The organism is Streptomyces sp. NPDC057438, from assembly GCF_042802995.1.
GTDB lineage: Bacteria > Actinomycetota > Actinomycetes > Streptomycetales > Streptomycetaceae > Streptomyces.
Genome location: NZ_JBHVDD010000008.1, coordinates 91,397 through 112,392 on the forward strand (window position 1 = coordinate 91,397; position 20,996 = coordinate 112,392).

Genomic DNA, 20,996 nt, shown 5'->3' on the forward strand with positions numbered 1-20,996 from the left:
CTCGAACGTGACCCAGCCCACATCTGGTTCACGCAAGATTTGGACGAAATCGTTGTTCGCGGGATTTCCTCCTCACCCTTCTCAACGTTCCCACGAACCCGGTTGCTCAGTCAGCGCAGGTAGAAGATGCGATCTCCGTACTCCCGCATGATCCGGTCGTTCCAGTCGAGGCCGCCGTCGACGTTGCCGGAGCGGAGCAGGGGTGGCTCGATGCCCCGGTCCGCGAGGGAGGCGGCTGCGGTGGCCATGACCGACTGGAGGATCGCGGAGGTGACGACGGTGGAGGCCGGGGCGAAGGGGGCGGGGATGGTGTCGAGGGTGAGTTCGGCGTCGCCGACCGCGATCTTCGAGTCGAGGACGAGGTCGCAGTGGTCCTTGAGGAAGGTGCCGGACGAGTGGCGTGAAGTCGTCGCCGTGGCGTAGGCGACGGAGGTGAGGCCGATGACCTTCACTCCTCGTTCCCGGGCGTGCGTGGCCATCTCCACGGGCAGGGCGTTGCGTCCGGAGAGGGAGATCACGACGAGCAGGTCGCCCGCGCGCAGCGGGCTGTTGTCGAGGACGGCGGCCGCCAGTCCGTCGACCCGTTCCAGTGCCGAGCCGAGGGTCGCGGGGAGTACGTCGACGCCGAGTGTGCCGGGGACGGCCAGCAGGTTCATCAGGGCGAGGCCGCCGGCGCGGTAGACGAGGTCCTGGGCGGCGAGGGAGGAGTGTCCGGCCCCGAACGCGAAGAGGCGGCCGCCGTCGGCGACGGTGTCCGCGATCAGCTCACCGGCCGCGACGACCGTCTGCCCCTCCTCGTCCCGTACGCGTTCCAGCAGCCCGATCGCCGCGTCGAGGAACCGCCCACCCGCCGTGCCGCCGTCCAGTCCCATGCGCCGACCCCTTCACCTGCTGCCGAGTCCTGAGTGTCGCGGATCACGTTAAAGGTCTGGACCAGAAGGGTGTCAATATGGCGGTGGCTGAGCGGTGGTGACCGGCCACGTGCGGTTCGCGCCCGTCCCCGGACCGAAGCGGTCCGGCTCCTCCTCTGTGCGTCGAGAAAGGGGTGTCAGGTAACAAATCGGCCACCCGACGCGAGTCATGCCGCCGTCGTTCCCCCGGCACCACCCGGTTGTCGGTCGGATGCGTAAGAATTGGGTCCAGGGCCAGCGCAGCAAGCCGCAGCAAGCCGGTATGGCCGTCGAAGCCTCCGGCTGGATCACATCGAGGGGCACGTATGTCCGGACTGATCGATACGACGGAGATGTATCTCCGCACCATCCTCGAGCTGGAAGAGGAAGGTGTGGTCCCCATGCGTGCCCGGATCGCCGAGCGGCTCGACCAGAGCGGCCCGACGGTGAGCCAGACGGTCGCGCGCATGGAGCGCGACGGCCTGGTGGGCGTCGCCGCGGACCGTCACCTGGAGCTGACCGAGGAGGGTCGTCGGCTGGCGACGCGCGTGATGCGCAAGCACCGCCTCGCGGAGTGTCTGCTCGTCGACGTGATCGGCCTGGAGTGGGAGCAGGTGCACGCGGAGGCGTGTCGCTGGGAGCACGTGATGAGCGAGGCGGTCGAGCGCCGCGTCCTGGAGCTGCTGCGCCACCCGACCGAGTCGCCGTACGGCAACCCGATCCCGGGTCTGGAGGAGCTGGGCGAGAAGGACGGCGCCGACCCCTTCCTGGACGAGGGCATGGTGTCGCTGGCCGACCTCGACCCGGGCACGGAGGGCAAGACCGTCGTCGTACGCCGGATCGGCGAGCCCATCCAGACGGACGCCCAGCTGATGTACACGCTGCGCCGCGCGGGCGTGCAGCCCGGTTCCGTGGTGAGCGTGACGGAGGCGGCCGGCGGTGTCCTGGTGGGCAGCGGCGGCGAGGCGGCGGAGCTGGAGGCGGACGTGGCCTCCCACGTGTTCGTCGCCAAGCGCTGACCTCGCCCCGCCCGAAGCCGCCCTCGCCTCCACCGCCCCGGCCGCGGTAGGGGCGCCCTCCCGCACCCCGACGCCACCCACCGGTACCGGCGTCGCCGTCTGCCTCGCCGGGTAGGCACGCGCGGCGCCGGCTCTCCTCGTCCACCGCCGAGGAGTGCCGGGGCAGGCCCCGCGGGGCCCGATGCCGCCGACGCGTCGGGTGCGGCGGCGGTCTTCGGTCCCGGCTGAAGAGGCCGCCGGGACCGGTACCGAACGCCGGCGGATCCCGGCATCGGCGCCGGCCGTTGCCCCCTCGCGCCCCGCCGTGCTGCCCACCCGATGCGCGCCTGCGGCCTCCGTCCCCGTCTCCGGCAGGTGCCGGGCCCCGCGGTCCCCGGCGCCACACCAGACCGCTCCAGGCCGCCGATGCCGCCGCGCGCGCTGCCGGTTCTCCGCCTCGGCCCTCGGGTGTGCCGGGACCGTACCGACCGGTGTGGCGCACCGCGGTTTCCGGGCTCGGCGCCGGCGATGACGCTGGCGCGTCACGTGCGGCGGCGGCCCGCGGCCCTCGCCGCCGAGGACGCCGTGGCCCGCGCACCTCGCCGTCGCACACCGCCTGCCCCCGACCGTCGACCGTCGACCGCCGCCGCGAGTGCTGCCGTGCCGGGATCCGTGCATGGCCCCGTACCGACACGGGTGCCGCACCGGTGAATTTCGGCCGCCGACGTCGTGTACCGGCCGAGTTCGGTCGTCGGTGCCGGTTCGTGGCGGCTTCTGGTCGTCGTTGTTCGGGGTGTGCCGACGGGTGTTCGTATCACCTGCCAACTCCCGTTGCTGGAGGGGAAGTTGTGAGCTGCCGAGGTCCGCGTCCGGGATCCTGGCGTAACGAAGATTCAGTGCGCCGAATCGCAGCGCGCGGCCCGTGCGCATGCGAGGCTTGCGCGTGAGGCATATGACCTGAGGGGCTCTTGGCCGCCCGAGACGGCGGATCTCCGGTGGTAGGGGAGGGGGCAGGGCGTGATGTGCCGTGGACGTGAGGAGGGCCCCGGCGCCACACGGCGCCGGGGCCTGTCCTCCCCTGTGCTGACCCGGAGCCCCGAGCTCCCAGGGTCATTCCCCTCGGACCGTTGTCCCCGAGCGGTCCGCCTCCCGTTGAAGATCTCCCCTCGGCGGCGGCGGGCAATCCTTGAGGGAGGTCACTCGAATGAGGGGTGTTGTCGCCCAGAGCGGCATCTTCGAATGTGTATTCGATAACGTGTGCGGCGTGGCGTCGCGTGACTCGTGCCATAACTGATGCGCACGCCCCACACGTAACGTGTCAACCGATATGCACGCTGTAACACAAGTGCCCGTCGTCCGAGCGGCGCGCACAGGGCGACGGCGGCGGGAGCGACGGCGGATGCGGCGGGGAAGCGGTAGCAGCAGCAGCGGAACAACGGAACGACAGCAGTGGGGACGAGTGGACCGACCGGCTCGAAGTGGGTACACGAGGCGGGAGCGAGCGGTCCGGGCGGGAGTCTGGGGGGTGCCAATGGTGCGGCGTATCGACGTGACGGGAGCGGACGGCGTGAGTCTCGCCGCCTGGGAGTTCGACGAACCGCCCAAGTCCGGTGAACACGAGCCCCGGCCGGGGGTGCTGTTACTGCACGGCCTCATGGGCCGCGCCTCCCACTGGGCCCCCACCGCCCGCTGGCTCTCCGAACGGCACCGCGCCGTCGCACTGGACCAGCGCGGCCACGGCCAGAGCGCCAAGCCCGAACAGGCCGCGTACACCCGGGAGGCCTACGTCGAGGACGCCGAGGCCGCCGTCGAACAACTGGGCCTCGGCCCGGTCGTCCTCATAGGCCACGCCATGGGCGCGCTGACCGCCTGGCAACTGGCCGCCCGCCGCCCGGACCTGGTGCGCGGCCTGATCATCTGCGACATGCGGGCCTCGGCACTGGGCGCCGCCTCGCAGCGCGAGTGGGAGAACTGGTTCAAGGCCTGGCCGCTGCCCTTCGCCACGCTCGCCGACGTCCGCAAGTGGTTCGGAGAGGACGACCCCTGGGTGGAGCGTCCGAGCCCGTCCCGCGGCGAGTTCTACGCCGAGGTCATGCACGAGGGCCCGGACGGCTGGCGGCCCGTCTTCGACCCCGAGCAGATGCTGAAGACCCGTGAGACGTGGGTGTACGACGCGCACTGGGAGGAGCTGACCCAGGTCCGCTGCCCCGCCCTCGTCGTCCGTGGCCTCGACGGCGAGCTGGGCCGCGCCGAGTCCCAGGAGATGGTCCGCGTGCTGCCCCACGGCCAGTACGCCGAGGTCGCCGACGCGGGCCACCTCGTCCACTACGACCAGCCGGACGCGTGGCGCGCGGCGATAGAGCCGTTCCTGGACGGCTTCGCGGACTGACGCCCGACGGAGCGGAAGGGCCCCTGGAGTTCGCCGTCGCTCCGGGGCCCTTCCTGGTCCTGCCTCGCCCTCCTCGTCTCCTGGTCTACGGCAGTTCCCTCACGCCCTACGGCCGTGCGTCCGGCGCGGTCCTGCGCCGGCGCATCCACCACACCAGAGCGCCGCCCGCCGCGACGACCGCCGCCGCGAGGCCCGACAGCAGCCCGACCGGCAGACCGGCGCCGGTGTCGGCGAGGCCGCCGTCCGGGTCGGGCCGGTTGGCCGGCGGGGGCTGCGGGTCACCGCCGCCGGGGGTGGAGGGGGTGGGCGCCGGGGTCGACGGGGTGTCGCTCGGCTTCGGCTTTCCGGGGCCGCCGGGTGTCGGTTCGGGTGCCGGGTCCTCGTCGCCGGGGCCGGGCCGGGCGCTGTTGCCGCTGCCACCCAGGAAGACGGTGTCGGTGTCCCGGTACGTCGTCACCGTCCGGACGCTGGTTCTCGTCGTCCTGTCCAGGCCGGGGTGTTCGAGGTCGAACTGCACCCGGGTCACGTTCCGCTTGGGCGACTTGGAGAAGTCGACGCCGCCCACGGTGTAGACGTACACGTCCTGCCCGTTGCTGATCTCGTACTTGAACTCGCCCTCCTTGAAGATCTTGACGTACCGGTCGTAGACGTCGGTCTTCTTCCAGTTCTGGTTGGGGGCGCGCAGCGGCCAGCGGCTGACGTCGTCGCTGTTGATGATCTTCCGGTAGTCGGTGGGCCTCTGCTGGTCCTTCTGCCGGATCCACTCGGCGGCGACCCGCGAGGTGTAGACGCGGCGCAGGTCGGCGTAGTCCGGGCCGGTGTTGATCCATTTCTCGACCAGCGGGACGATCGTGTTCTTCAGGACGCGGTCGTTCTGCTCGGTCTCGGCCTTGGTCAGGTCGCAGCCCGCGCCGCCGGGGCCGGGGGTGCTGATGTCCATCGGCTCGGTCTGCAGCTTCAGCGGGGCGTCGAGGATGTAGATGCCGCCGTCCTGCTCGCGCACCTTCGCCGTGTCGGGCTCGATCCAGTTGCGCAGCGAGTGCAGGCAGGGTCAGCCGTCGCGCCGGGCCATCTGGGCCCAGGCCCGCTCGCCGACCTCGGTCTTGGGGTCGAGGGCCTTGTAGAAGTCGTGCTTGAGCCGGAGGTCCGCCTCCAGCAGCACCCGGCCGGCGTCGGTGGACGCGAACGTCGAGTCCATGATCGTGTCCGGCTGGTCCGGGTTTAAGACGGCGGGTCCGTCGGGATGCGCGATCGCCCACGCCCCGTACGTCACGTGGTGCTCGACCGTGGCCGCCCCGATCACCGCCGCGTCCGGGTACCGTTCGCGCAGCGCCGCCGCGCACTCCCACAACGGGACGTCGTCCCCGGTGTTCCCCAGAGCCGGATCGACGACCTCGGTCACCGCGCCCCAGCATCCGACCCGGACGATGTCGAGATCCGCCCGGGTCGCCAGGCCGACGGCGTCGGTGGCGCTCACGGGGGCGAGTTCCTCACGAACGGCGTCGACGGTCCCGAACGAGTACACGAACTCCCGTGCCCGCGCCGGGTCATGGGCGGGCAGGACGGCCGAGCCGCCCGGCAGCGGCGCACGGATCACGGTCAGGAAGAACTCCCCGTACCGGACCACTTCGTGATCCTCCGGCACGTTCCAGAAGGTGTCCTCGGTCATGACGACACCCTAGGGACAGGGAAGAGGCACCAGGGCAACCCCTGGGCGGGCGGGGGGGCAGGGCCGCCCCGAACCGCTCGGGGAAGTCAGCGCCGTCCGTCCCGGCCGCACGCGTAGGCGAGCGGCGAGATCAGTTCCTCCGCGTCCGGCAGCCACCGGTTCGCCGGCGTGGGGCGCCGGGCCCACTGCACGGCCCCCCGCGACCCGTACCGCGTCGGCGGAGCCGCCACGTACTCGCCCTCGCCCAGGGCCTTGAGGTCGAGCGCCAGCGGCGACCAGCCCAACTTCCGTACGAGATCGGGGACCTTGACGGAGGCGCCGGGCAGCACGAAGAAGTGCATCCGGCGGTCCGGTGTCCAGGTCACCGGGCCGAGGGTCAGCTCCATGCGTTCCATGCGGGCCAGCGCCAGCAGACCGGCCGTCTCGGGAACGTCGATCGTGTCGAACGTATGGCCCGTCGGCAGCAGGATCGACGCGGTGGGCTGACTCGACCACAGACGGCGTGCGACGGTCGCACTGCCTGTCGCCTGGGTCGCCCAGTCCTCGCGCGCCGGGTGCGCGCCGGGGGTGGCGCACGCCGTGCTGCCACAGGAGCAGTGCTGCACCCCGTCGACGGCTTCCAGCCACGTACCGGGGAACACGTCCCAGTGGCGTTCTTCGGCGTATCGAACGGCGGTGTCCAGCAGCGATTCGCCGCGCTGCTTCGGGATGTGGGCAGCTTCAGGGCCCGCGATGGTCTCTTCCACGATGAACACAACTCTAGCGGTCATCAGGGGTTACGGAAGTCACATGCGCGGGGGAGAGCATCGCCGATCGGCCCGGGGCGCATGGGCGCACGGGCGGGGGCGCGCGGGCGGGATCACGAAGTGAGCCGGGTAGCCACGTGTGGGGTACAGCATCCGTGTTTACCCCGGCAATCCTGGTATGTCTCGCATCTTCGGTATGTCGGCGGGGCATTGATCTTCGAGGCCGGATCCTTTCGACAGGTGGGTACACCTATGCGAGAGGAGTCGGCCGTTGAGGACACGTCAACTCGGTGCGTGGGCAAGGCACCACAGCCACAGGGGGTACGCCATGGCCGCAAGGCCGCTCGTCGCCAGGCAGCCGAACGAACGACTGCAGGCGCTCATCCAGGAAGCGGGCTGTTCCAACGCTGGACTGGCCCGGCGGGTCAACATGTGCGGCGCGGAGCACGGCCTCGATCTCCGCTACGACAAGACGTCCGTGGCCCGCTGGCTGAGGGGACAGCAGCCGAGGGGCCGGGCGCCCGCGATCATCGCCGAGGCCCTCGGCCGCAAACTGGGCCGGACGGTCACGATCGACGAGATCGGCATGGCCAACGGCAAGAACCTGGCGTCCGGAGTCGGTCTGCAGTTCTCGCCGACGGTGCTCGGGGCGATCGAGCAGGTCTGCGAGCTGTGGCGCAGCGACGTGGGGCGGCGGGACTTCCTCTCCGGCTCGTCCGTCGCCGCCTCCGCGCTCGTCGAACCCAGCCGGGACTGGCTGATCTCCGCGCCGGACGCCCAGGTGGCCCGCACGGCGGGGCCCCGGGTGGGGTCGGCCGACGTGGACGCCGTGCGCGCGATGACCCAGGCGCTCGTCGACCTCGACCACCAGTACGGCAGCGGGCATGTGCGGCCGGTCGTCGTGCACTACCTGAACAGTGTCGTCTCGGGGCTGCTCGCCGGGTCCTACCGGGAGGCGGTGGGACGGGAGTTGTTCGCCGCGGTCGCCCGGCTGACCGAACTCGCCGGGTACATGGCCGTCGACACCGGGCAACCCGGCCTCGCCCAGCGGTACTACATCCAGGCGCTCCGCCTCGCCCAGGCCGCGGGCGACCGCGCGTACGGCGGTTACGTCCTCGCCGCGTCCATGAGCCACCTCGCCGCACAGCTCGGGAACCCGCGGGAGATCGCGCAGTTGGCGCGGGCGGCGCAGGAGGGGGCGCGAGGGCGGGCCACTCCGCGCGCGGAGTCGATGTTCCACGCCGCGGAGGCGCGCGGGCACGCGCTGATGGGCGACGCGCGCGCCGCGCAGGCCGCGGCGGGGCGGGCCGTGGAGGCGCTGGAGGGCGCGGACCCCTCGGCCGGGGACGACCCGGTGTGGATCAAGCACTTCGACGAGGCATATCTCGCCGACGAGTTGGCGCACTGCCACCGGGATCTGGGGCAGGCCGAGGCGGCCGCCCGGCGGGCCGAGGAGTCGTTGGCCAGGCATCCGGAGTCACGGGCCCGGCGGCGGGCGATCGGGTATGTGCTCCTCGCCACGGCGCAGGTGCAGCAGCGGGAGATCGAACAGGCCTGTCACACGGGGATGAAGGCCGTGGAGCTGCTGGGATCGCTGCGGTCGAACCGCGGGGCCGAGTACCTGGACGAGTTCCAGCAGCGGCTGGAGCCGTTCCGGGAGGAGGCGGTGGTCAGGGAGTTCGGGGCGCGGATGGACCTGCAGGCGGCGTAGAGCGCCGCGGAGGGGGTACTGGGACGGCTCGCGCGGTGTGCCGCGCCCCTGGGGAGGCTTCGGCCCCTCGTCGGGGCGCGGGTGGTGCAAGGCCGTCATCCGGAACCGGTAGCGTGAGCCGACGATTCCGCAAGTCCCCCATTCGTAGGAGTCTCGGTGACGCAGAGTGGACAGGGCGAGGAGCCCTCGGCGCGTACCGCGCGCGAAGGCATCGTGCTGCCCTCGGACGGTGGGGCGCCGCTCCACCCGAGCGATCTGCCACCGGCGCCGCTGCCGCCGGCCCCGCCCCAGCCTCAGCCCCAGCCCCAGCCCTGGGACCAGAGCGCGCGGTGGGGCTCCGAGGAGGCCGCCGCGCCCGTCGGCCACTGGAACAGCGCGCCGTCCGCGCCGGAGTGGGGCGGCCAGGGGAACCAGGGCGCGTACGACGCGTACGGCGCCCAGGCCGCTTACGGAGCCCAGAGCGCGTACGGCACCCAGGGCGGGACCCCGCTGCCGCCCGAGGGCTCCCAGGGGCAGGCGTACGGCCACGGCGGGTACGGCGGCGCGGGCTCGGGCGCGCCCCTGCCGCCGGTCGCGGGTGAGGTCGCGATGCCGCAGGGACCCATGGACGAAGGGGTCACCCAGTACATCCCCCCGGTACCGGCCGCCGGGGCCATGCCGATGGACGAGGGGGCCACGCAGTACATACCGCCGGTGGCCGCGCAGGCGCCCGCCGCGGAGGCCGCCACGCAGTTCCTGCCGCCGGTCGGGCCGGGCGCGCTGCCGCCGGAGGCGACGGCCGACGCGACGGCGTACCTCGGGCGGGTGCCGGACCACGGTGCCGGGCCGCTGCCGTCCCCCGGCCATCCCGGACAGCCCCCGCACGCGATGCCGGGCGGGAACCCGGACGCCCAGCCGACGCAGTTCATACCGCCGGTGGCCGCGCAGACGCCCGCCCCGCCGCAGCCGTACGGCGCGCCGGGGCAGCAGCGTGCGCGGCAGCCGCAGCAGCAGCCGGACGTGTTCGACAGCCTCTTCCGCAGCGACGCGGGGGCCGGGGGCGCCTCCGGGGGCACGCAGCAGATGCCGAGGATCGACCCCGCACAGGCCCCGCAGCCGTCGCAGGGCCCGGGTGGCCACGGCGGGCACGGGGGGCACGGTGGCCACACCGGGCGGTCGTCCTCCGCGAGACGGGAGAGCGGGGGCGCTGGGGGCGGTCGTACGAAGTCCCGGGTGCCGCTCATCGCGCTCGTCGGGGTGGGGATCGCGGTGCTCGGCATCGGGGCGGGCGCGCTGATGGCCGGGTCGGGTGACACGTCGTCGTCGAGCGGCAACACGCCGGTGGCGGCGACCGGGGCGCCCGAGAAGTCGGCGGCCGCGCCGGCCGACCCGGCGAAGGAGCAGGCGGTCGCGCTGGACAAGCTGCTGGCGGACAGCGGCAACAGCCGTAACAGCGTGATCAAGGCGGTCGCCAACATCAAGACCTGCACGAACCTGGGACAGGCCGCCACCGATCTGCGGGACGCGGCCAAGCAGCGCAACGAGCTGGTCACCCGGCTCGGTGAGCTGTCCGTCGACAAGCTGCCCGGCCACGAGGCCCTGACCGCCTCGCTCACCAAGGCCTGGCAGGCCTCCGCCTCCGCCGACGACCACTACGCCGCGTGGGCCGACCAGACCGCAGGCAGGAAGGGCTGCCGGAAGGGCCAGGCCCGCCCCACCGGCCAGACCCAGGCCGGCAACGCGGCCAGCGGCACCGCCAGCGCCGAGAAGGCCAAGGCCGCCAAGCTCTGGAACACGATCGCCACGAAGTACGGCCTGACCCAGCGCCAGGCGGTCCAGCTGTAGTAGCGGGCGGCTCCGGTGACGCGACGGGGCCGCGACGGCGGCCCGTCCGCCGCCCCCGGCCCGCCCCGACCCGGCCGTACGCTCAGCCCTCCGCCTCCACCAGCGTCTTCTCCACGTTCACGAAGTCCTGCCGGGCGGCGACCAGCCGGCCCTTGCGGACGACCTGGAAGGTGACCTCGGGGTTGATGAGGCGGGGGAAGCCGGCGGAGGCGATGAGGTCCTCGAAGCGCCAGCGCAGCGGCGGGGTGAGGCCCCCCGTGGTGACCTTCAGACCGCTGTCGAGGACACGGCGTACCGTCTGCGAGGTGACCTCGCCGCCGCCGATCTTCTCCAGGGCGGTCCGCAGGACGGTGTACGCGATCCACGTGGTCTGCACACCCGGGTCCGCCGGATCGATCCGGTTGTCCCCGAACGCGTGCTCCCGGATCACCCGCTTCATCCGGTCCCACCGCTTGTCGGTCTCCACCGGGTACCAGCCGGTGACGTACGCCCCCTCGTACGGCCCCGACCTGCCACCGGTCGCGTCGATCACCGTCTGGTCGACGCTGCCGAGCACGGTGCCGGTGCGGACGGACGGGTAGTCCGCGCGGTCCCGGCGGAAGGAGTCCATGAAGGTGAACGTGCGGTCGCCGAGCGCCGGGACCACACACCCCTGGGCGGCCGGATCGGCGGCGGCCCGCCGCAGGGCCTCCCGCGCGTGCCCGCCGTACTCGGTGGCGTCCTCGGCCGCCAGCTGGTCCTCGGAGCCCGGGTGGCCCCCGGTCCGCAGCCCCGAGTTCAGCAGCAGCGGCAGCTGGTCGCCGGCGATCGAGTCGGGGCGTACGAGGGCGACCGGGCCGCACGCCTTGGCGAGCTGCTCGCCGAGGCCCGCCATGAGGGCGGCCTGGCCGCCGTTGACCGGGTAGGAGAGCGCGCTGGCGAACTCGTCGTCGGTGACGCCGTAGCCGCCGATGTACGGGATGCCCGCGGACTCCAGCGGGGCGAGGTAGGAACGGCCGTGCTGGCTGTAGGACCCGACGACCGCGACGACGTTCGCGTCGGCGGCACGGCGGGCGCACTTCGCGGCGGTCACCGTCTCGTTGTGGTCGTTGCAGGTGAGGATCTTCAGTTCGCGGCCGTTGATGCCGCCGTTGGCGTTGACCCAGCGGGCGTACGCCTTCGCCATCGCGGGCATGCCGGGCTTGTTGGTGGCGGCCGTCTTCTCGGGGGCCCAGGTCATGACGGTGACGGGGCCGTCCCCGGTACCCCCCGTGGTACCAGGGACGACCCCGCACCCGGCGACGAGCGCCGCGCACGCCGCCAGCGTGGTGGCCCTGACCAGGCGCGTGGCGAGCCCTTGGGGGAGGTCTGTGGACAGAGGGGTCCGTCGTGCCCGGAAGCCAGTCATGACTCCGCACGATTCCGCCACATCGCCAACCCGGGCGTGACGGAGGTGCAACGTGAGGTGACCGGGAGGTGAATTGCGAAGGGCTACGATCGTATTTTCGTGAGGTCGCAGAGAGGAACGCAGGAGCGATGACCGTCCAAGGCTCGGAGACCCCTTCCCGTCGCGGGCGTCGCTCATCCACCATGGGCGACATGCCACTGAACGACATGCCGTGGTGGCGCTGGCGCAGCAATGTGCGCTCCGCGCTGCACATGCTCTCCGACCCCGCGTTCCAGCAGAACGTCTGGCTGGCGGGCGTCGACGGGTACGGGGACGTCACCGACGCCGTGTACCGCTTGGTCGAGGACACCTGGCTGGACAACTGGTCCGCCGAGAAGTACGTCGGCACGATCTTCCGTGACGCCCAGGAGGCGGCCCTCGTCGACACCGCCGTGCTGCGCGTGCTGCGGATCATGCACCAGGTCGGTCCGGACGCGCCCGTCTCCGCCTACCTCGACCACGACGCCTGGCCCGAGGCCGTGCGTGCGGCTCGTGAGGCCCACGTACGCCTCTCGGCCAGCGATGGGGAGGACCCGGACACGGCGCCGCGCACCCTGGAGGTGTTGCGGATCATGACGCGGGCGGCGTAGGCCGCCCGCCGGGCGGGGGTCCGGTCCTCGGGACGGTTGCCGGTCCGGGTACGCCATATGGGACCCTGTCGGGCATGAACGCGCAGTCCACCCGAGCCGCGGCGCCCGCCGACCAGTACGTCCTCACCCTCGCCTGCCCGGACAAGCCGGGCATCGTGCACGCCGTGTCGAGCTACCTCTTCATGACCGGCGGCAACATCGAGGACAGCCAGCAGTTCGGCGACCACGACACGGGACTGTTCTTCATGCGCGTCCACTTCTCGGCGGAGGCGCCGGTGAACGTGGAGAAGCTGCGGGCCAGCTTCGCGGCGATCGGTGACTCCTTCCAGATGGACTGGCAGATCAACCGGGCCGACGAGAAGATGCGCGTCGTCCTGATGGTCAGCAAGTTCGGCCACTGCCTGAACGACCTGCTCTTCCGGGCCAGCATCGGGGCGCTGCCGGTGGAGATCGCGGCCGTGATCTCCAACCACACCGACTTCGCCGAGCTGGTGCGGTCGTACGAGATCCCCTTCCACCACGTTCCGGTCACCAAGGACACCAAGGCGCAGGCCGAGGCGCGGGTGCTGGAGATCGTGCGTGAGGAGCACGTCGAGCTGGTGGTGCTGGCCCGCTACATGCAGGTCCTCTCCGACGACCTGTGCAAGCAGCTGAGCGGCCGCATCATCAACATCCACCACTCCTTCCTGCCGAGCTTCAAGGGCGCGAAGCCGTACCACCAGGCGCACGCGCGGGGTGTGAAGCTGATCGGGGCGACGGCGCACTACGTCACCGCCGACCTCGACGAGGGGCCGATCATCGAGCAGGAGGTCGAGCGGGTGGGGCACGGGGTGACGCCCGAGGGGCTGGTCGCGGTCGGGCGGGACGTGGAGTGCCAGGCGCTGGCGCGGGCGGTCAAGTGGCACGCCGAGCGGCGGATCCTGATGAACGGCCGACGGACGGTCGTCTTCGCGTAGGGGCTCCGCCGACGGGGGCGCCTCATCGCGCGGGGGCGACTGTGGCTCGGCGGGTGCGGGTGCGGGTGCGTGGGGCCTGGTCGCGCAGTTCCCCGCGCCCCTTGATGGGCTGCGCCCAATCCCTCTGGCGGGCGCGTGTTCCTCTACATGCGGCTCAGGGCCGCTGCGGCGAAGAGGACGTCTCGGATGGCCTCGCGGTCGCCGGCCTGGCCCGCGGCCGCTTCCTCCGGGGGGACGTGGCCGGCGGTGAGGCGGCAGAACTCGACGCCGTCCAGGGCCACGTGGGCGACCTCGTGGTCGGCGGAGCCGAGGGCACCGGGGGAGTCCAGGGGGATGAGCCACTCGCCGCCGCCGGCGCCCTCGATCTCCAGGCGGAGGCTGCGGCCGGGCGTGCCGGCCGGTACGAGGTGGCGGCCGGGCGCGGGCGGGGACGCCAGCCCGGTCCGGCGGCGCTCGGCCAGGGACAGGGGCAGCATGCGCGCCGCCAGGTCGATCATGCCGTGCAGATGGCGGCCCGAGGGCGGCTCGTACGGGTAGTCCACGGCCTCGGCGATGTCCTCGGCATGGATCCAGCACTCGAACGCCCGGTCCAGCATCGCGTCCCGCAGCGGCAGTTCGAAGCCGCCGTACGAGACCGCCAGGCGCCCCGAGTCGTCGGCGCCGTCCCGGCCGCCGCCGCCCGTGAACGACGTCGTGCGGACGATGTCGTGGCTCTGCTGCCGCCAGGGCGCGCGCAGGGCGCGGCCGGGCGGGAAGTGGGACGCCTTCCAGTACGCCTCGGTGCGCGCGGCGGGCGTGCCGGCGACGGGCCCGTCGTCCTTGGAGGCCGGGCCGTCGAGCGGGTCGTCCAGGCCGAGCGCCGCCGCGACCAGCCCGTCGACGCTCAGCAGATGCGCGATGACCCCGGCGACGGTCGTACGCCGGCTCACCGGCCCCGCGCCCTCGAACCAGCGCAGCCGTACGGGCGCGTGCCAGTCGGCGGTCCCGATGTCCTGCAGCAGCGCGTCCAGCCGGGCCGTCTCCGCGTCGTACGGGGCGGCCCAGCGCGGTACGGGGATGCGCGGCGGGCGGCGGCCCAGGCAGACGCCCAGCACCTGGGTGCGCAGCGCCGGGTCCAGGTCGAGGCTCTCCGGGGGATGCAGCAGCCCCACGGCCTCCCGCAGCCGCCGCGCCTCGTCCGCGCACGCGCCGCACGTCCCGAGGTGCTCCTCGACGGCCAGCGCCTCCTGCGCCGAGCACGCGGCCAGCGCCCAGGCGCCGAGCAGGGCCTTGAGCACGTGGTGCTCCAGCACGAGGGCAGCCGGGGGCGCCGCCGTCGGCGGCGGGGGCTCCGGCGAGGGCGTGGGGTCCGGCGAGGGCGTGGGGTCCGGCAGGGGTAGCCCGGTGTCCTCCACCGAGGAGCGCGGCAGCGGTATGCGCGGCGGTCCGATCGGCTCGTCGCCGTCGCCGTCGCGGGGGCCCTCGGGTCCGGACGGTCCGCCGGAGCCGTTCCCCCGGCCGCCGGGCCCCTCGAACGGGGCCGGTCCGCCCGTCACGCCGTGGCCCCGGGCTCGGGCGGGGTGCCGGAGGGGCGGGTGTCGTGGGCGGTGGACAGGAGCTGCAGGCCGAGGCGGAGGCGGCGGCGGGCCTCGTCCTCGGTGACGCCGAGGTCGGCGGCGGTCTGGCGGTAGTCGCGGCGCTGGAAGTACGCCAGCTCCAGGGCGGCCCGCAACGGTGTGGGCATCGCCTGCACTATGTAGTCGGCGCGGGCGGCGACCGAGGCGTGGTGGACCTTGCGCTCCAGGTCCTCCGTGGTGCCCCCGTCGCCCCGGGCGAGCGCGGCGGTCTCGGTGGCGCGCAGCCGCTGCACCGCCAGGCGGTGGGTCAGCGCCGCCACCCAGGAGCGCAGGGGGCCGTGCTTGGGGTCGTAGGCCTCCGGGTTCTCCCAGAGCTGGAGGAACACCTCGCGGGTGATGCCGTCGGCGCCGCGATCGTCGCCGAGGACGCGGTGGGCGAGCCCGTGCACGAGGGACGCGAACCGGTCGTACAGCTCACCGAGCGCCGCCGCCTCGCCGCGCGCCAGCCGCTGCTGCATCTTGCGGTCCCAGCGGGGCGGAGCGTCCTTCGTCGCCATACGGCCCCCTCACCCTGCTCGTACCTGCGCCGTTCCTGAATGACCGCCGGACCGCGGAACCGCGGACCCGGTGTCCGCCTCCCCCGTCTCCGGCCCTGTTTCCAGCCTCCGTGCACCGCCGTCCCGAATGTAGTCGGCACCGCTGACCGCGCACGCCCCTTTATGGCAATGTGCGCCCCTCGTGGGGCCGAAGGTGGTATGACCACTGGCGCAAGCCGTTTCCATGCCCCCCACGTGGGCGTCCGCCCGCCCTTCGTATGCTTGTACGACCTCCTGTGTGGCCGGATCTGCATGAGTTCGACTGATGGATGTCTGATCTGCATCCATTCACGATCAATAGTCGATCACATGTGACCGTACTCGATAGAAATCGCACCGAAAAGGCCCCTGAATTGGCTCGCTTACCCCGCGCTTTCCGCGTGCCGGGGGTGTTTCATGGAACGACGGCGGGGCAGCCGCGCAGCAGGAAGCGGTGCAGTGGCTTCCGGTTCGGCGACTGAGAGGCATCGCGGTGACGTTCCAGGTGACCGACGGCGATCAGGACGGGCAAGGCGTACAGGGCGAAGGCGTGACGGGTGAGTGGGCCGTGCTGCACGTGTCCGGTGAGATGGACCTGCTCACCTCGCCCCAGCTGCGCCAGCGCGTGCACGAGGCGGTGGCCGACGGACGCCGCAGTCTCGTCCTCGACCTCACCGACGTCGTCTTCTGCGACTCCAGCGGCGTCGGGGTCCTCGTCGCCACCCGCCGGCTCATGCGCTCCTGCCGGGGACGGCTGCGGCTGATCCTCCCCGCCGACGGCCACGCGGGCGGCGGCCCGGCCGAGGGCGCGCACGTCAACCGGGTCCTCGCCGCCCTCGGCGTACGGCGCCTCTTCGACGTCCACCCGGACGTCGCCTCGGCGGTCGCGCCGGAGTCCGACGACGAGGCCGGCCCCCTGTCGGCCTGAATCCCGGCGCCCTCCCGGTGAGCGGCACGCGCGTACGAGGTGTCGCACACGGTGGTGTCCCGGCGGCCACACAGGTGTCCCGGAATTCCCGCAGTCTTGGTACAAGGGCCGCTTTCCCGCACCGCCCGGGCCTCTGACGTCGTACGCTCCGTCCGAGAAGCACCCCACTTGACGTAAGGCGGGCCCGAAGAAACATGGTCAGCAGCGAGTACGAGCGCAGGATCGCCGCCCGGTTCGCCACCTTCGACCAGGACGGCAACGGCTGGATCGACCGCGAGGACTTCAGCGCGGCGAGCAAGGCGGTTCTCAACGAGTTCGGCACCACCGCCCGTTCGGACAAGGGCCAGGCCCTGTACGGCGGCGCCGAGGCGTTCTGGCAGGGCATGGCCGGCATAGCGGACCGGGACGGCGACCAGCGCATCACCCGGGACGAGTTCGTGAACGGCGCGGTGAAGCGGCTGCGGGACAACCCCGACCGTTTCGCCGAGATCGCCCGCCCCTTCCTGCACGCGGCCCTTGCCGTCGCGGACGCCGACGGGGACGGCAGGGCCACGGTCGAGGAGACCGCCCGGGTCCTCAAGGCCCTCGGCGCCCCCGAGGAGGTGGCCGCCGCGGCCGCCGCCACGCTCGACACCGACGCCGACGGCAAGGTGGACGAGGTGGAGGTCGTGAACGCGTTCGCCCGCTACTTCACCGTGCCCGAGTAGCGCTCCCGCAGCTTGTACTTGAGGACCTTCCGCAGGGTCTCGTTGCGCGGAAGGGCGTTCACCACCTCCACCTGCTCCGGCAGCTTGTGGACCGACAGCCCTTCCGCGCGCAGGTACGCCACCACCGCCTCCAGCGTCAGCGGATCGGCGGCCGGCGGCTGTTCCAGCACCGCGCAGACTCGTTCGCCGCGTTCGGCGTCGGGGAGTCCTATCACCGCCACGTCCTGGACCGCAGGATGGCGGTGCAGCAGGTCCTCGATCTCCTTGGCCGAGATGTTCTCGCCCTTGCGGATGATGACGTCCTTCGCACGGCCGGTCAGCACCAGATGGCCGCTGCCGGTCAGGTGCCCGAGGTCGCCCGTCACGAAGAACCCGTCCGCGTCGAAGGCCGCCGCCGACTGCGCCGGATCGAGATAGCCCCGGCAGACGGCCTCCCCCCGCAACCGCACCTCCCCGCCCGCCGCGATCCGGATCTCCATCCCGGCCGGCGGCCGCCCCTCCGTCGTCGCCAGGTTCTCCGCCGAGTCGTCCGGCGCCCCCATCGTGATCATCGGCACCTCCGTCATGCCGTACCCGTGGGTGAGCTGCACGCCCATCTCCCGTACGACCGCGTGGTAGACCTCGGGCGGTTTCGGCGCCCCGCCGCCCGCGAGCAGCCGCAGGGTGGGCACGACGGGCACGTTTGGCTGCTTGCGCTGCTCGGCCAGGAACATCGAGTAGAACGCCGTCGACCCGCCCGCCACGGTCACCCCGTGCTTGCGGTAGCCCTCCAGCGCGTCCGGCAGCGCGAAGTGCTCGAACAGCACCGCCGGGAAGCCGTACAGCAGGAGCATCACCAGGTAGTCGGGGCCGCCGATGTGTGCGTACGGGAAGGCGATCGAGCCGACGTCGTCCTGGGTGAGCCGCAGCGCGTGGGCGAGGCAGGACCCGCCCGCGATCAGTGAGCGGTCCGTGTGCAGGACGCCCTTGGGGTCGGAGGTGGTGCCCGAGGTCCAGTAGATCCAGCGGACGGTGGTGCCGTCGGCCGGCGGGGCGGGGAGCGCCGCGGGGGCGCCCTCCGGGAGCCGGTCGTACGCCTCGAAGACACCGCGCGCTCCCAGCCGCCGGGCCATCTCCGTGTGGTCGAAGCCCCGCCACTCACCCGGCACCGCGAAGAACTCCGCCTTCGACTCCCGGAGCGCGAAGCCGACCTCGCGGTCGCGGTAGAAGGGGATCACCGGGGACTGGACGGCGCCGAGGCGGGCCAGGGCCAGGGAGAGCAGGACCGTCTCGATCCGGGTGGGCAGCTGCCAGGCGACGACCGTGCCCGGGCGTACGCCCCTGTCGTACAGCCCGGCCGCCACCCGCTCGGCGCGGGCTCGCAGTTCGCCGAAGCTCAAGCTGCGGTCGTCCTGGAGCAGGACGGGCCGGTCGGGGGTGAGGCCGGCGCGGCGGTCGAGGAGTTCCCACAGGGTGCGGGACGTGCCGAGTGCGTGGGCGGTGTCATTCACAGCGCGGGCCCCCTGCCGAAAGAAGCTGACGAACTGTCAGATCGTGGCCAGAGCGTAGGCCGGGGCGCCTTGTCGGTCCAGGGGTGTGCCACTAACCTGCTCCACGAGGATCTGACGGTCCATCAGATAACTGAGTGGGGGATCCATGACCGAACTGCCCCGCATCATCAGCGTCGACGACCATGTGATCGAGCCGGCGCACCTCTTCGACACCTGGCTGCCGGAGAAGTACCGCGACCGGGGCCCGAAGCCCCTCACCGCCGGGATCGGAGAGCTGGCGTACGTCGCCGGCAAGTACCAGATCACGATGGACCCCGAGGGGCAGCCGACGGACTGGTGGATCTACGAGGACCTGAAGTTCCCGTACAAGCGGAACATCGCGGCCGTCGGCTTCGACCGGGACGAGATGACCCTGGAGGGCATCACCCGCGAGGAGATGCGGCGCGGCTGCTGGGACCCCAAGGCCCGGCTGGCGGACATGGACCTCAACCACGTCGAGGCCTCCCTCTGCTTCCCGACCTTCCCGCGCTTCTGCGGCCAGACCTTCGCCGAGGCGCACGACAAGGAGGTCGCCCTCGCCTGCGTGCGCGCCTACAACGACTGGATGGTCGAGGAGTGGTGCGGCGACAGCGGCGGCCGGCTCATCCCGCTCTGCCTGATCCCCCTGTGGGACATCGATCTCGCGGTCGCGGAGATCGAGCGCAACGCCGCCCGGGGCGTCCGGGCCGTCACCTTCTCCGAGATCCCCACCTACCTCGGCCTGCCCTCCATCCACTCCGGCTACTGGGACCCCTTCTTCGCGGCCTGCCAGGAGACCGGCACGGTCGTCAACATGCACATCGGCTCCAGCTCCCAGATGCCGGCCGCCTCCCCCGACGCGCCCCCCGCCGTGCAGGCCTCGCTCTCCTTCAACAACGCGATGGCCTCGATGATGGACTTCCTCTTCAGCGGGGTCCTGGTGAAGTTCCCGACCCTCAAACTCGCCTACAGCGAGGGGCAGATGGGCTGGATCCCCTACGCCCTTGAGCGCGCCGACGACGTCTGGGAGGAGCACCGCGCCTGGGGCGGCGTACGCGACCTGATCCCCGAGCCGCCGTCGACGTACTACTACCGGCAGATGTTCTGCTGCTTCTTCCGCGACAAGCACGGCGTCGCCTCGCTGGACGTCGTGGGCCGGGACAACGCCACCTTCGAGACCGACTACCCGCACGTCGACTCGACCTTCCCGCACACCAAGGAGGTCGCCCTCGACCATGTGAAGGGCCTCGACGACGAGACGGTCTACAAGCTCATGCGCGGCAACGCGATCCGCATGCTCGGCCTCGACTTCGACCGCGGCCTCGGCCTCGGCCGCGGCAAGTAGGGCCCCGGGCGATGGATCTCGCGTACAGCCCGGAGGAGGAGGCGTTCCGGGCGCGGCTGCGGGAGTGGCTGGCGAAGACGCTCCCCGCGCTGCCGCCGAAGCCGTCGCCCGACGACTGGCCCGGGCGGCGCGCCTACGACCTCGGCTGGCAGCGGACGCTGTACGACGCCGGGTACGCCGACGTCCACTGGGACGCCTCGCCGACCACGCGGCTGATCTTCCTGGAGGAGACCGAGAAGGCGGGCGCCCCGTACGTCGGCGCGGGGTTCGTCGGGCTGCTGCACGCCGGTCCCACCATCGCCGCCGAGGGGACGGCCGGGCAGCGGGCGCGCTGGCTGCCGCCGATCCTGCGCGGCGAGGAGGTCTGGTGCCAGGGGTTCAGCGAACCGGACGCCGGGTCCGACCTCGCGGCGCTGCGCACCCGCGCGCGCCGGGACGGCGACCACTACGTGGTGAGCGGTTCGAAGATCTGGACCTCGCACGCCGAAGTCGCCGACTGGTGCGAGCTGTTGGTGCGTACGGACCCCCGGGCGCCGAAGCACCGGGGCATCACCTGGCTGGCGATGCCCATGGACGCGCCCGGGGTGACCGTACGGCCGCTGCGCACCCTGGCCGGCTCCACCGAGTTCGCCGAGGTCTTCCTCGATGAGGTGCGGGTGCCGGTCGCCAACCGGGTGGGCGAGGAGAACGACGGGTGGCGCGTGACGATGGTGACGCTGTCCTTCGAGCGCGGAACGGCCTTCGTCGGCGAAGTGGTCGCCTGCCGACGGGTGTTGGGCGAGGTCGCGCGGGAGGCCCGGGCGAACGGACGCTGGGACGACTCCTCGGTGCGGCGGCGGCTCGGGCGGCTGAACGCCGAGTTCCGGGCCCTGTGGCGGCTCACGCAGTGGAACGTGAGCGCGGCCGAGGCGTCAGGAGGAGTCCCGGGGGTGGGCGGGTCGGTCTTCAAGCTCAGGTACTCCCGCGCGCGGCAGGAGCTGTTCGACGCGGCGGGGGAGGTGTTGGGGGCGGGGGCGGTCGACCTCGGGCGGCCGTGGGTCCTCGACCGGCTCGGCTCGCTGTCGTACACGATCGCCGCGGGGACCTCGGAGATCCAGCGGAACATCGTGGGCGAGCGGATCCTGGGGCTGCCCAAGGGGTGACGGGCGCGTGCTGTCTCGTACGCGGTGTCGAGGAGG

General features: G+C 72.4%; 18 protein-coding genes. 10 read left to right on the top strand and 8 right to left on the bottom strand.

Going from position 1 to position 20,996, the window contains the following annotated elements:
* Window positions 1–110 precede the first annotated feature (110 nt).
* On the bottom strand, window positions 111–872 hold the full coding sequence (locus ACFU5F_RS07565; protein ID WP_383883333.1) for an SIS domain-containing protein: 762 nt from the start codon (window positions 870–872) through the stop codon (window positions 111–113).
* 344 nt (window positions 873–1,216) lie between these two features.
* Between ACFU5F_RS07565 and ACFU5F_RS07570 the strand changes: the two genes are divergently transcribed.
* Together ACFU5F_RS07570 and ACFU5F_RS07575 are read left to right on the top strand one after the other, a co-directional pair.
* Complete coding sequence (locus ACFU5F_RS07570) at window positions 1,217–1,909, top strand: metal-dependent transcriptional regulator (RefSeq protein ID WP_013002761.1); 693 nt, start codon at window positions 1,217–1,219, stop codon at window positions 1,907–1,909.
* A 1,510-nt stretch (window positions 1,910–3,419) separates the two neighbouring features.
* Complete coding sequence (locus tag ACFU5F_RS07575; protein WP_059080430.1) at window positions 3,420–4,277, top strand: alpha/beta fold hydrolase; 858 nt, start codon at window positions 3,420–3,422, stop codon at window positions 4,275–4,277.
* Between the two features lie 106 nt (window positions 4,278–4,383).
* Here ACFU5F_RS07575 and ACFU5F_RS07580 read toward each other — a convergent pair whose 3' ends face one another.
* The 3 genes from ACFU5F_RS07580 to ACFU5F_RS07590 all read right to left on the bottom strand — a co-directional run bounded on the left by ACFU5F_RS07580 (window position 4,384) and on the right by ACFU5F_RS07590 (window position 6,716).
* Window positions 4,384–5,280, bottom strand: coding sequence for a hypothetical protein (locus ACFU5F_RS07580; protein ID WP_383883336.1), 897 nt, complete (start codon window positions 5,278–5,280; stop codon window positions 4,384–4,386).
* Between the two features lie 48 nt (window positions 5,281–5,328).
* On the bottom strand, window positions 5,329–5,946 hold the full coding sequence (locus ACFU5F_RS07585; protein ID WP_383883338.1) for a DUF6333 family protein: 618 nt from the start codon (window positions 5,944–5,946) through the stop codon (window positions 5,329–5,331).
* Window positions 5,947–6,032: 86 nt separating this feature from the next.
* Entirely contained in the window at window positions 6,033–6,716 is a 684-nt protein-coding gene (locus tag ACFU5F_RS07590; RefSeq protein ID WP_383883341.1) for a bifunctional DNA primase/polymerase, read from the bottom strand.
* 304 nt (window positions 6,717–7,020) lie between these two features.
* Between ACFU5F_RS07590 and ACFU5F_RS07595 the strand changes: the two genes are divergently transcribed.
* A complete protein-coding gene (locus ACFU5F_RS07595; protein WP_059080432.1) occupies window positions 7,021–8,403 on the top strand; it encodes a hypothetical protein in 1,383 nt (460 codons plus the stop codon).
* 156 nt (window positions 8,404–8,559) lie between these two features.
* Window positions 8,560–10,227 (top strand): hypothetical protein, encoded by a 1,668-nt coding sequence (locus ACFU5F_RS07600; protein ID WP_383883343.1) that lies wholly within the window; start codon window positions 8,560–8,562, stop codon window positions 10,225–10,227.
* An 82-nt stretch (window positions 10,228–10,309) separates the two neighbouring features.
* On the opposite strand, the gene ACFU5F_RS07605 is transcribed toward ACFU5F_RS07600, so the two are convergent.
* Entirely contained in the window at window positions 10,310–11,614 is a 1,305-nt protein-coding gene (locus ACFU5F_RS07605) for an ABC transporter substrate-binding protein (RefSeq protein WP_383883346.1), read from the bottom strand.
* 128 nt (window positions 11,615–11,742) lie between these two features.
* On the opposite strand from ACFU5F_RS07605, the gene ACFU5F_RS07610 reads away from it, so the two are divergent.
* Complete coding sequence (locus ACFU5F_RS07610; RefSeq protein WP_383883349.1) at window positions 11,743–12,243, top strand: hypothetical protein; 501 nt, start codon at window positions 11,743–11,745, stop codon at window positions 12,241–12,243.
* A 74-nt stretch (window positions 12,244–12,317) separates the two neighbouring features.
* Window positions 12,318–13,199 carry a formyltetrahydrofolate deformylase gene (gene purU, locus ACFU5F_RS07615; RefSeq protein WP_383883352.1) on the top strand — a complete coding sequence of 294 codons (882 nt, stop codon included), beginning with the start codon at window positions 12,318–12,320 and terminating at the stop codon, window positions 13,197–13,199.
* Window positions 13,200–13,342: 143 nt separating this feature from the next.
* On the opposite strand, the gene ACFU5F_RS07620 is transcribed toward purU, so the two are convergent.
* Both ACFU5F_RS07620 and ACFU5F_RS07625 read right to left on the bottom strand, forming a co-directional pair.
* Window positions 13,343–14,734: an MDMPI N domain containing protein gene (locus ACFU5F_RS07620; RefSeq protein WP_383883354.1), complete on the bottom strand. Its 1,392-nt coding sequence runs from the start codon at window positions 14,732–14,734 to the stop codon at window positions 13,343–13,345.
* Complete coding sequence (locus ACFU5F_RS07625; protein ID WP_383883357.1) at window positions 14,731–15,312, bottom strand: sigma-70 family RNA polymerase sigma factor; 582 nt, start codon at window positions 15,310–15,312, stop codon at window positions 14,731–14,733. The genes ACFU5F_RS07620 and ACFU5F_RS07625 overlap by 4 nt, the downstream gene beginning before the upstream one ends.
* Window positions 15,313–15,817: 505 nt before the next feature.
* On the opposite strand from ACFU5F_RS07625, the gene ACFU5F_RS07630 reads away from it, so the two are divergent.
* Together ACFU5F_RS07630 and ACFU5F_RS07635 are read left to right on the top strand one after the other, a co-directional pair.
* The gene (locus tag ACFU5F_RS07630) at window positions 15,818–16,258 is read left to right on the top strand and encodes an STAS domain-containing protein (protein WP_383883480.1); all 441 of its coding nucleotides are present in this window, start codon (window positions 15,818–15,820) and stop codon (window positions 16,256–16,258) included.
* A 194-nt stretch (window positions 16,259–16,452) separates the two neighbouring features.
* Window positions 16,453–16,965: an EF-hand domain-containing protein gene (locus tag ACFU5F_RS07635; protein WP_086755908.1), complete on the top strand. Its 513-nt coding sequence runs from the start codon at window positions 16,453–16,455 to the stop codon at window positions 16,963–16,965.
* Here the strand turns inward: ACFU5F_RS07635 and ACFU5F_RS07640 are convergent.
* Window positions 16,944–18,455, bottom strand: a complete 1,512-nt coding sequence (locus ACFU5F_RS07640; RefSeq protein ID WP_383883360.1) for a class I adenylate-forming enzyme family protein — start codon at window positions 18,453–18,455, stop codon at window positions 16,944–16,946. The two genes, ACFU5F_RS07635 and ACFU5F_RS07640, sit on opposite strands and share 22 nt — an antisense overlap.
* A 145-nt stretch (window positions 18,456–18,600) precedes the next feature.
* On the opposite strand from ACFU5F_RS07640, the gene ACFU5F_RS07645 reads away from it, so the two are divergent.
* Window positions 18,601–19,818: an amidohydrolase family protein gene (locus ACFU5F_RS07645; RefSeq protein WP_383883363.1), complete on the top strand. Its 1,218-nt coding sequence runs from the start codon at window positions 18,601–18,603 to the stop codon at window positions 19,816–19,818.
* Window positions 19,819–19,829: 11 nt separating this feature from the next.
* Window positions 19,830–20,960 carry an acyl-CoA dehydrogenase family protein gene (locus ACFU5F_RS07650; RefSeq protein ID WP_383883366.1) on the top strand — a complete coding sequence of 377 codons (1,131 nt, stop codon included), beginning with the start codon at window positions 19,830–19,832 and terminating at the stop codon, window positions 20,958–20,960.
* Window positions 20,961–20,996: the final 36 nt, after the last annotated feature.

Coding starts and splice junctions, on each gene's coding strand:
- ACFU5F_RS07610 (WP_383883349.1), top strand. CDS start 11,743: ATGACCGTCCAAGGCTCGGAGACCCCTTCCCGTCGCGGGCGTCGCTCA.
- ACFU5F_RS07650 (WP_383883366.1), top strand. CDS start 19,830: ATGGATCTCGCGTACAGCCCGGAGGAGGAGGCGTTCCGGGCGCGGCTG.
- purU (WP_383883352.1), top strand. CDS start 12,318: ATGAACGCGCAGTCCACCCGAGCCGCGGCGCCCGCCGACCAGTACGTC.
- ACFU5F_RS07575 (WP_059080430.1), top strand. CDS start 3,420: ATGGTGCGGCGTATCGACGTGACGGGAGCGGACGGCGTGAGTCTCGCC.
- ACFU5F_RS07570 (WP_013002761.1), top strand. CDS start 1,217: ATGTCCGGACTGATCGATACGACGGAGATGTATCTCCGCACCATCCTC.
- ACFU5F_RS07595 (WP_059080432.1), top strand. CDS start 7,021: ATGGCCGCAAGGCCGCTCGTCGCCAGGCAGCCGAACGAACGACTGCAG.
- ACFU5F_RS07605 (WP_383883346.1), bottom strand. CDS start 11,614: ATGACTGGCTTCCGGGCACGACGGACCCCTCTGTCCACAGACCTCCCC.
- ACFU5F_RS07565 (WP_383883333.1), bottom strand. CDS start 872: ATGGGACTGGACGGCGGCACGGCGGGTGGGCGGTTCCTCGACGCGGCG.
- ACFU5F_RS07625 (WP_383883357.1), bottom strand. CDS start 15,312: ATGGCGACGAAGGACGCTCCGCCCCGCTGGGACCGCAAGATGCAGCAG.
- ACFU5F_RS07585 (WP_383883338.1), bottom strand. CDS start 5,946: ATGACCGAGGACACCTTCTGGAACGTGCCGGAGGATCACGAAGTGGTC.
- ACFU5F_RS07645 (WP_383883363.1), top strand. CDS start 18,601: ATGACCGAACTGCCCCGCATCATCAGCGTCGACGACCATGTGATCGAG.
- ACFU5F_RS07635 (WP_086755908.1), top strand. CDS start 16,453: ATGGTCAGCAGCGAGTACGAGCGCAGGATCGCCGCCCGGTTCGCCACC.
- ACFU5F_RS07590 (WP_383883341.1), bottom strand. CDS start 6,716: ATGACCGCTAGAGTTGTGTTCATCGTGGAAGAGACCATCGCGGGCCCT.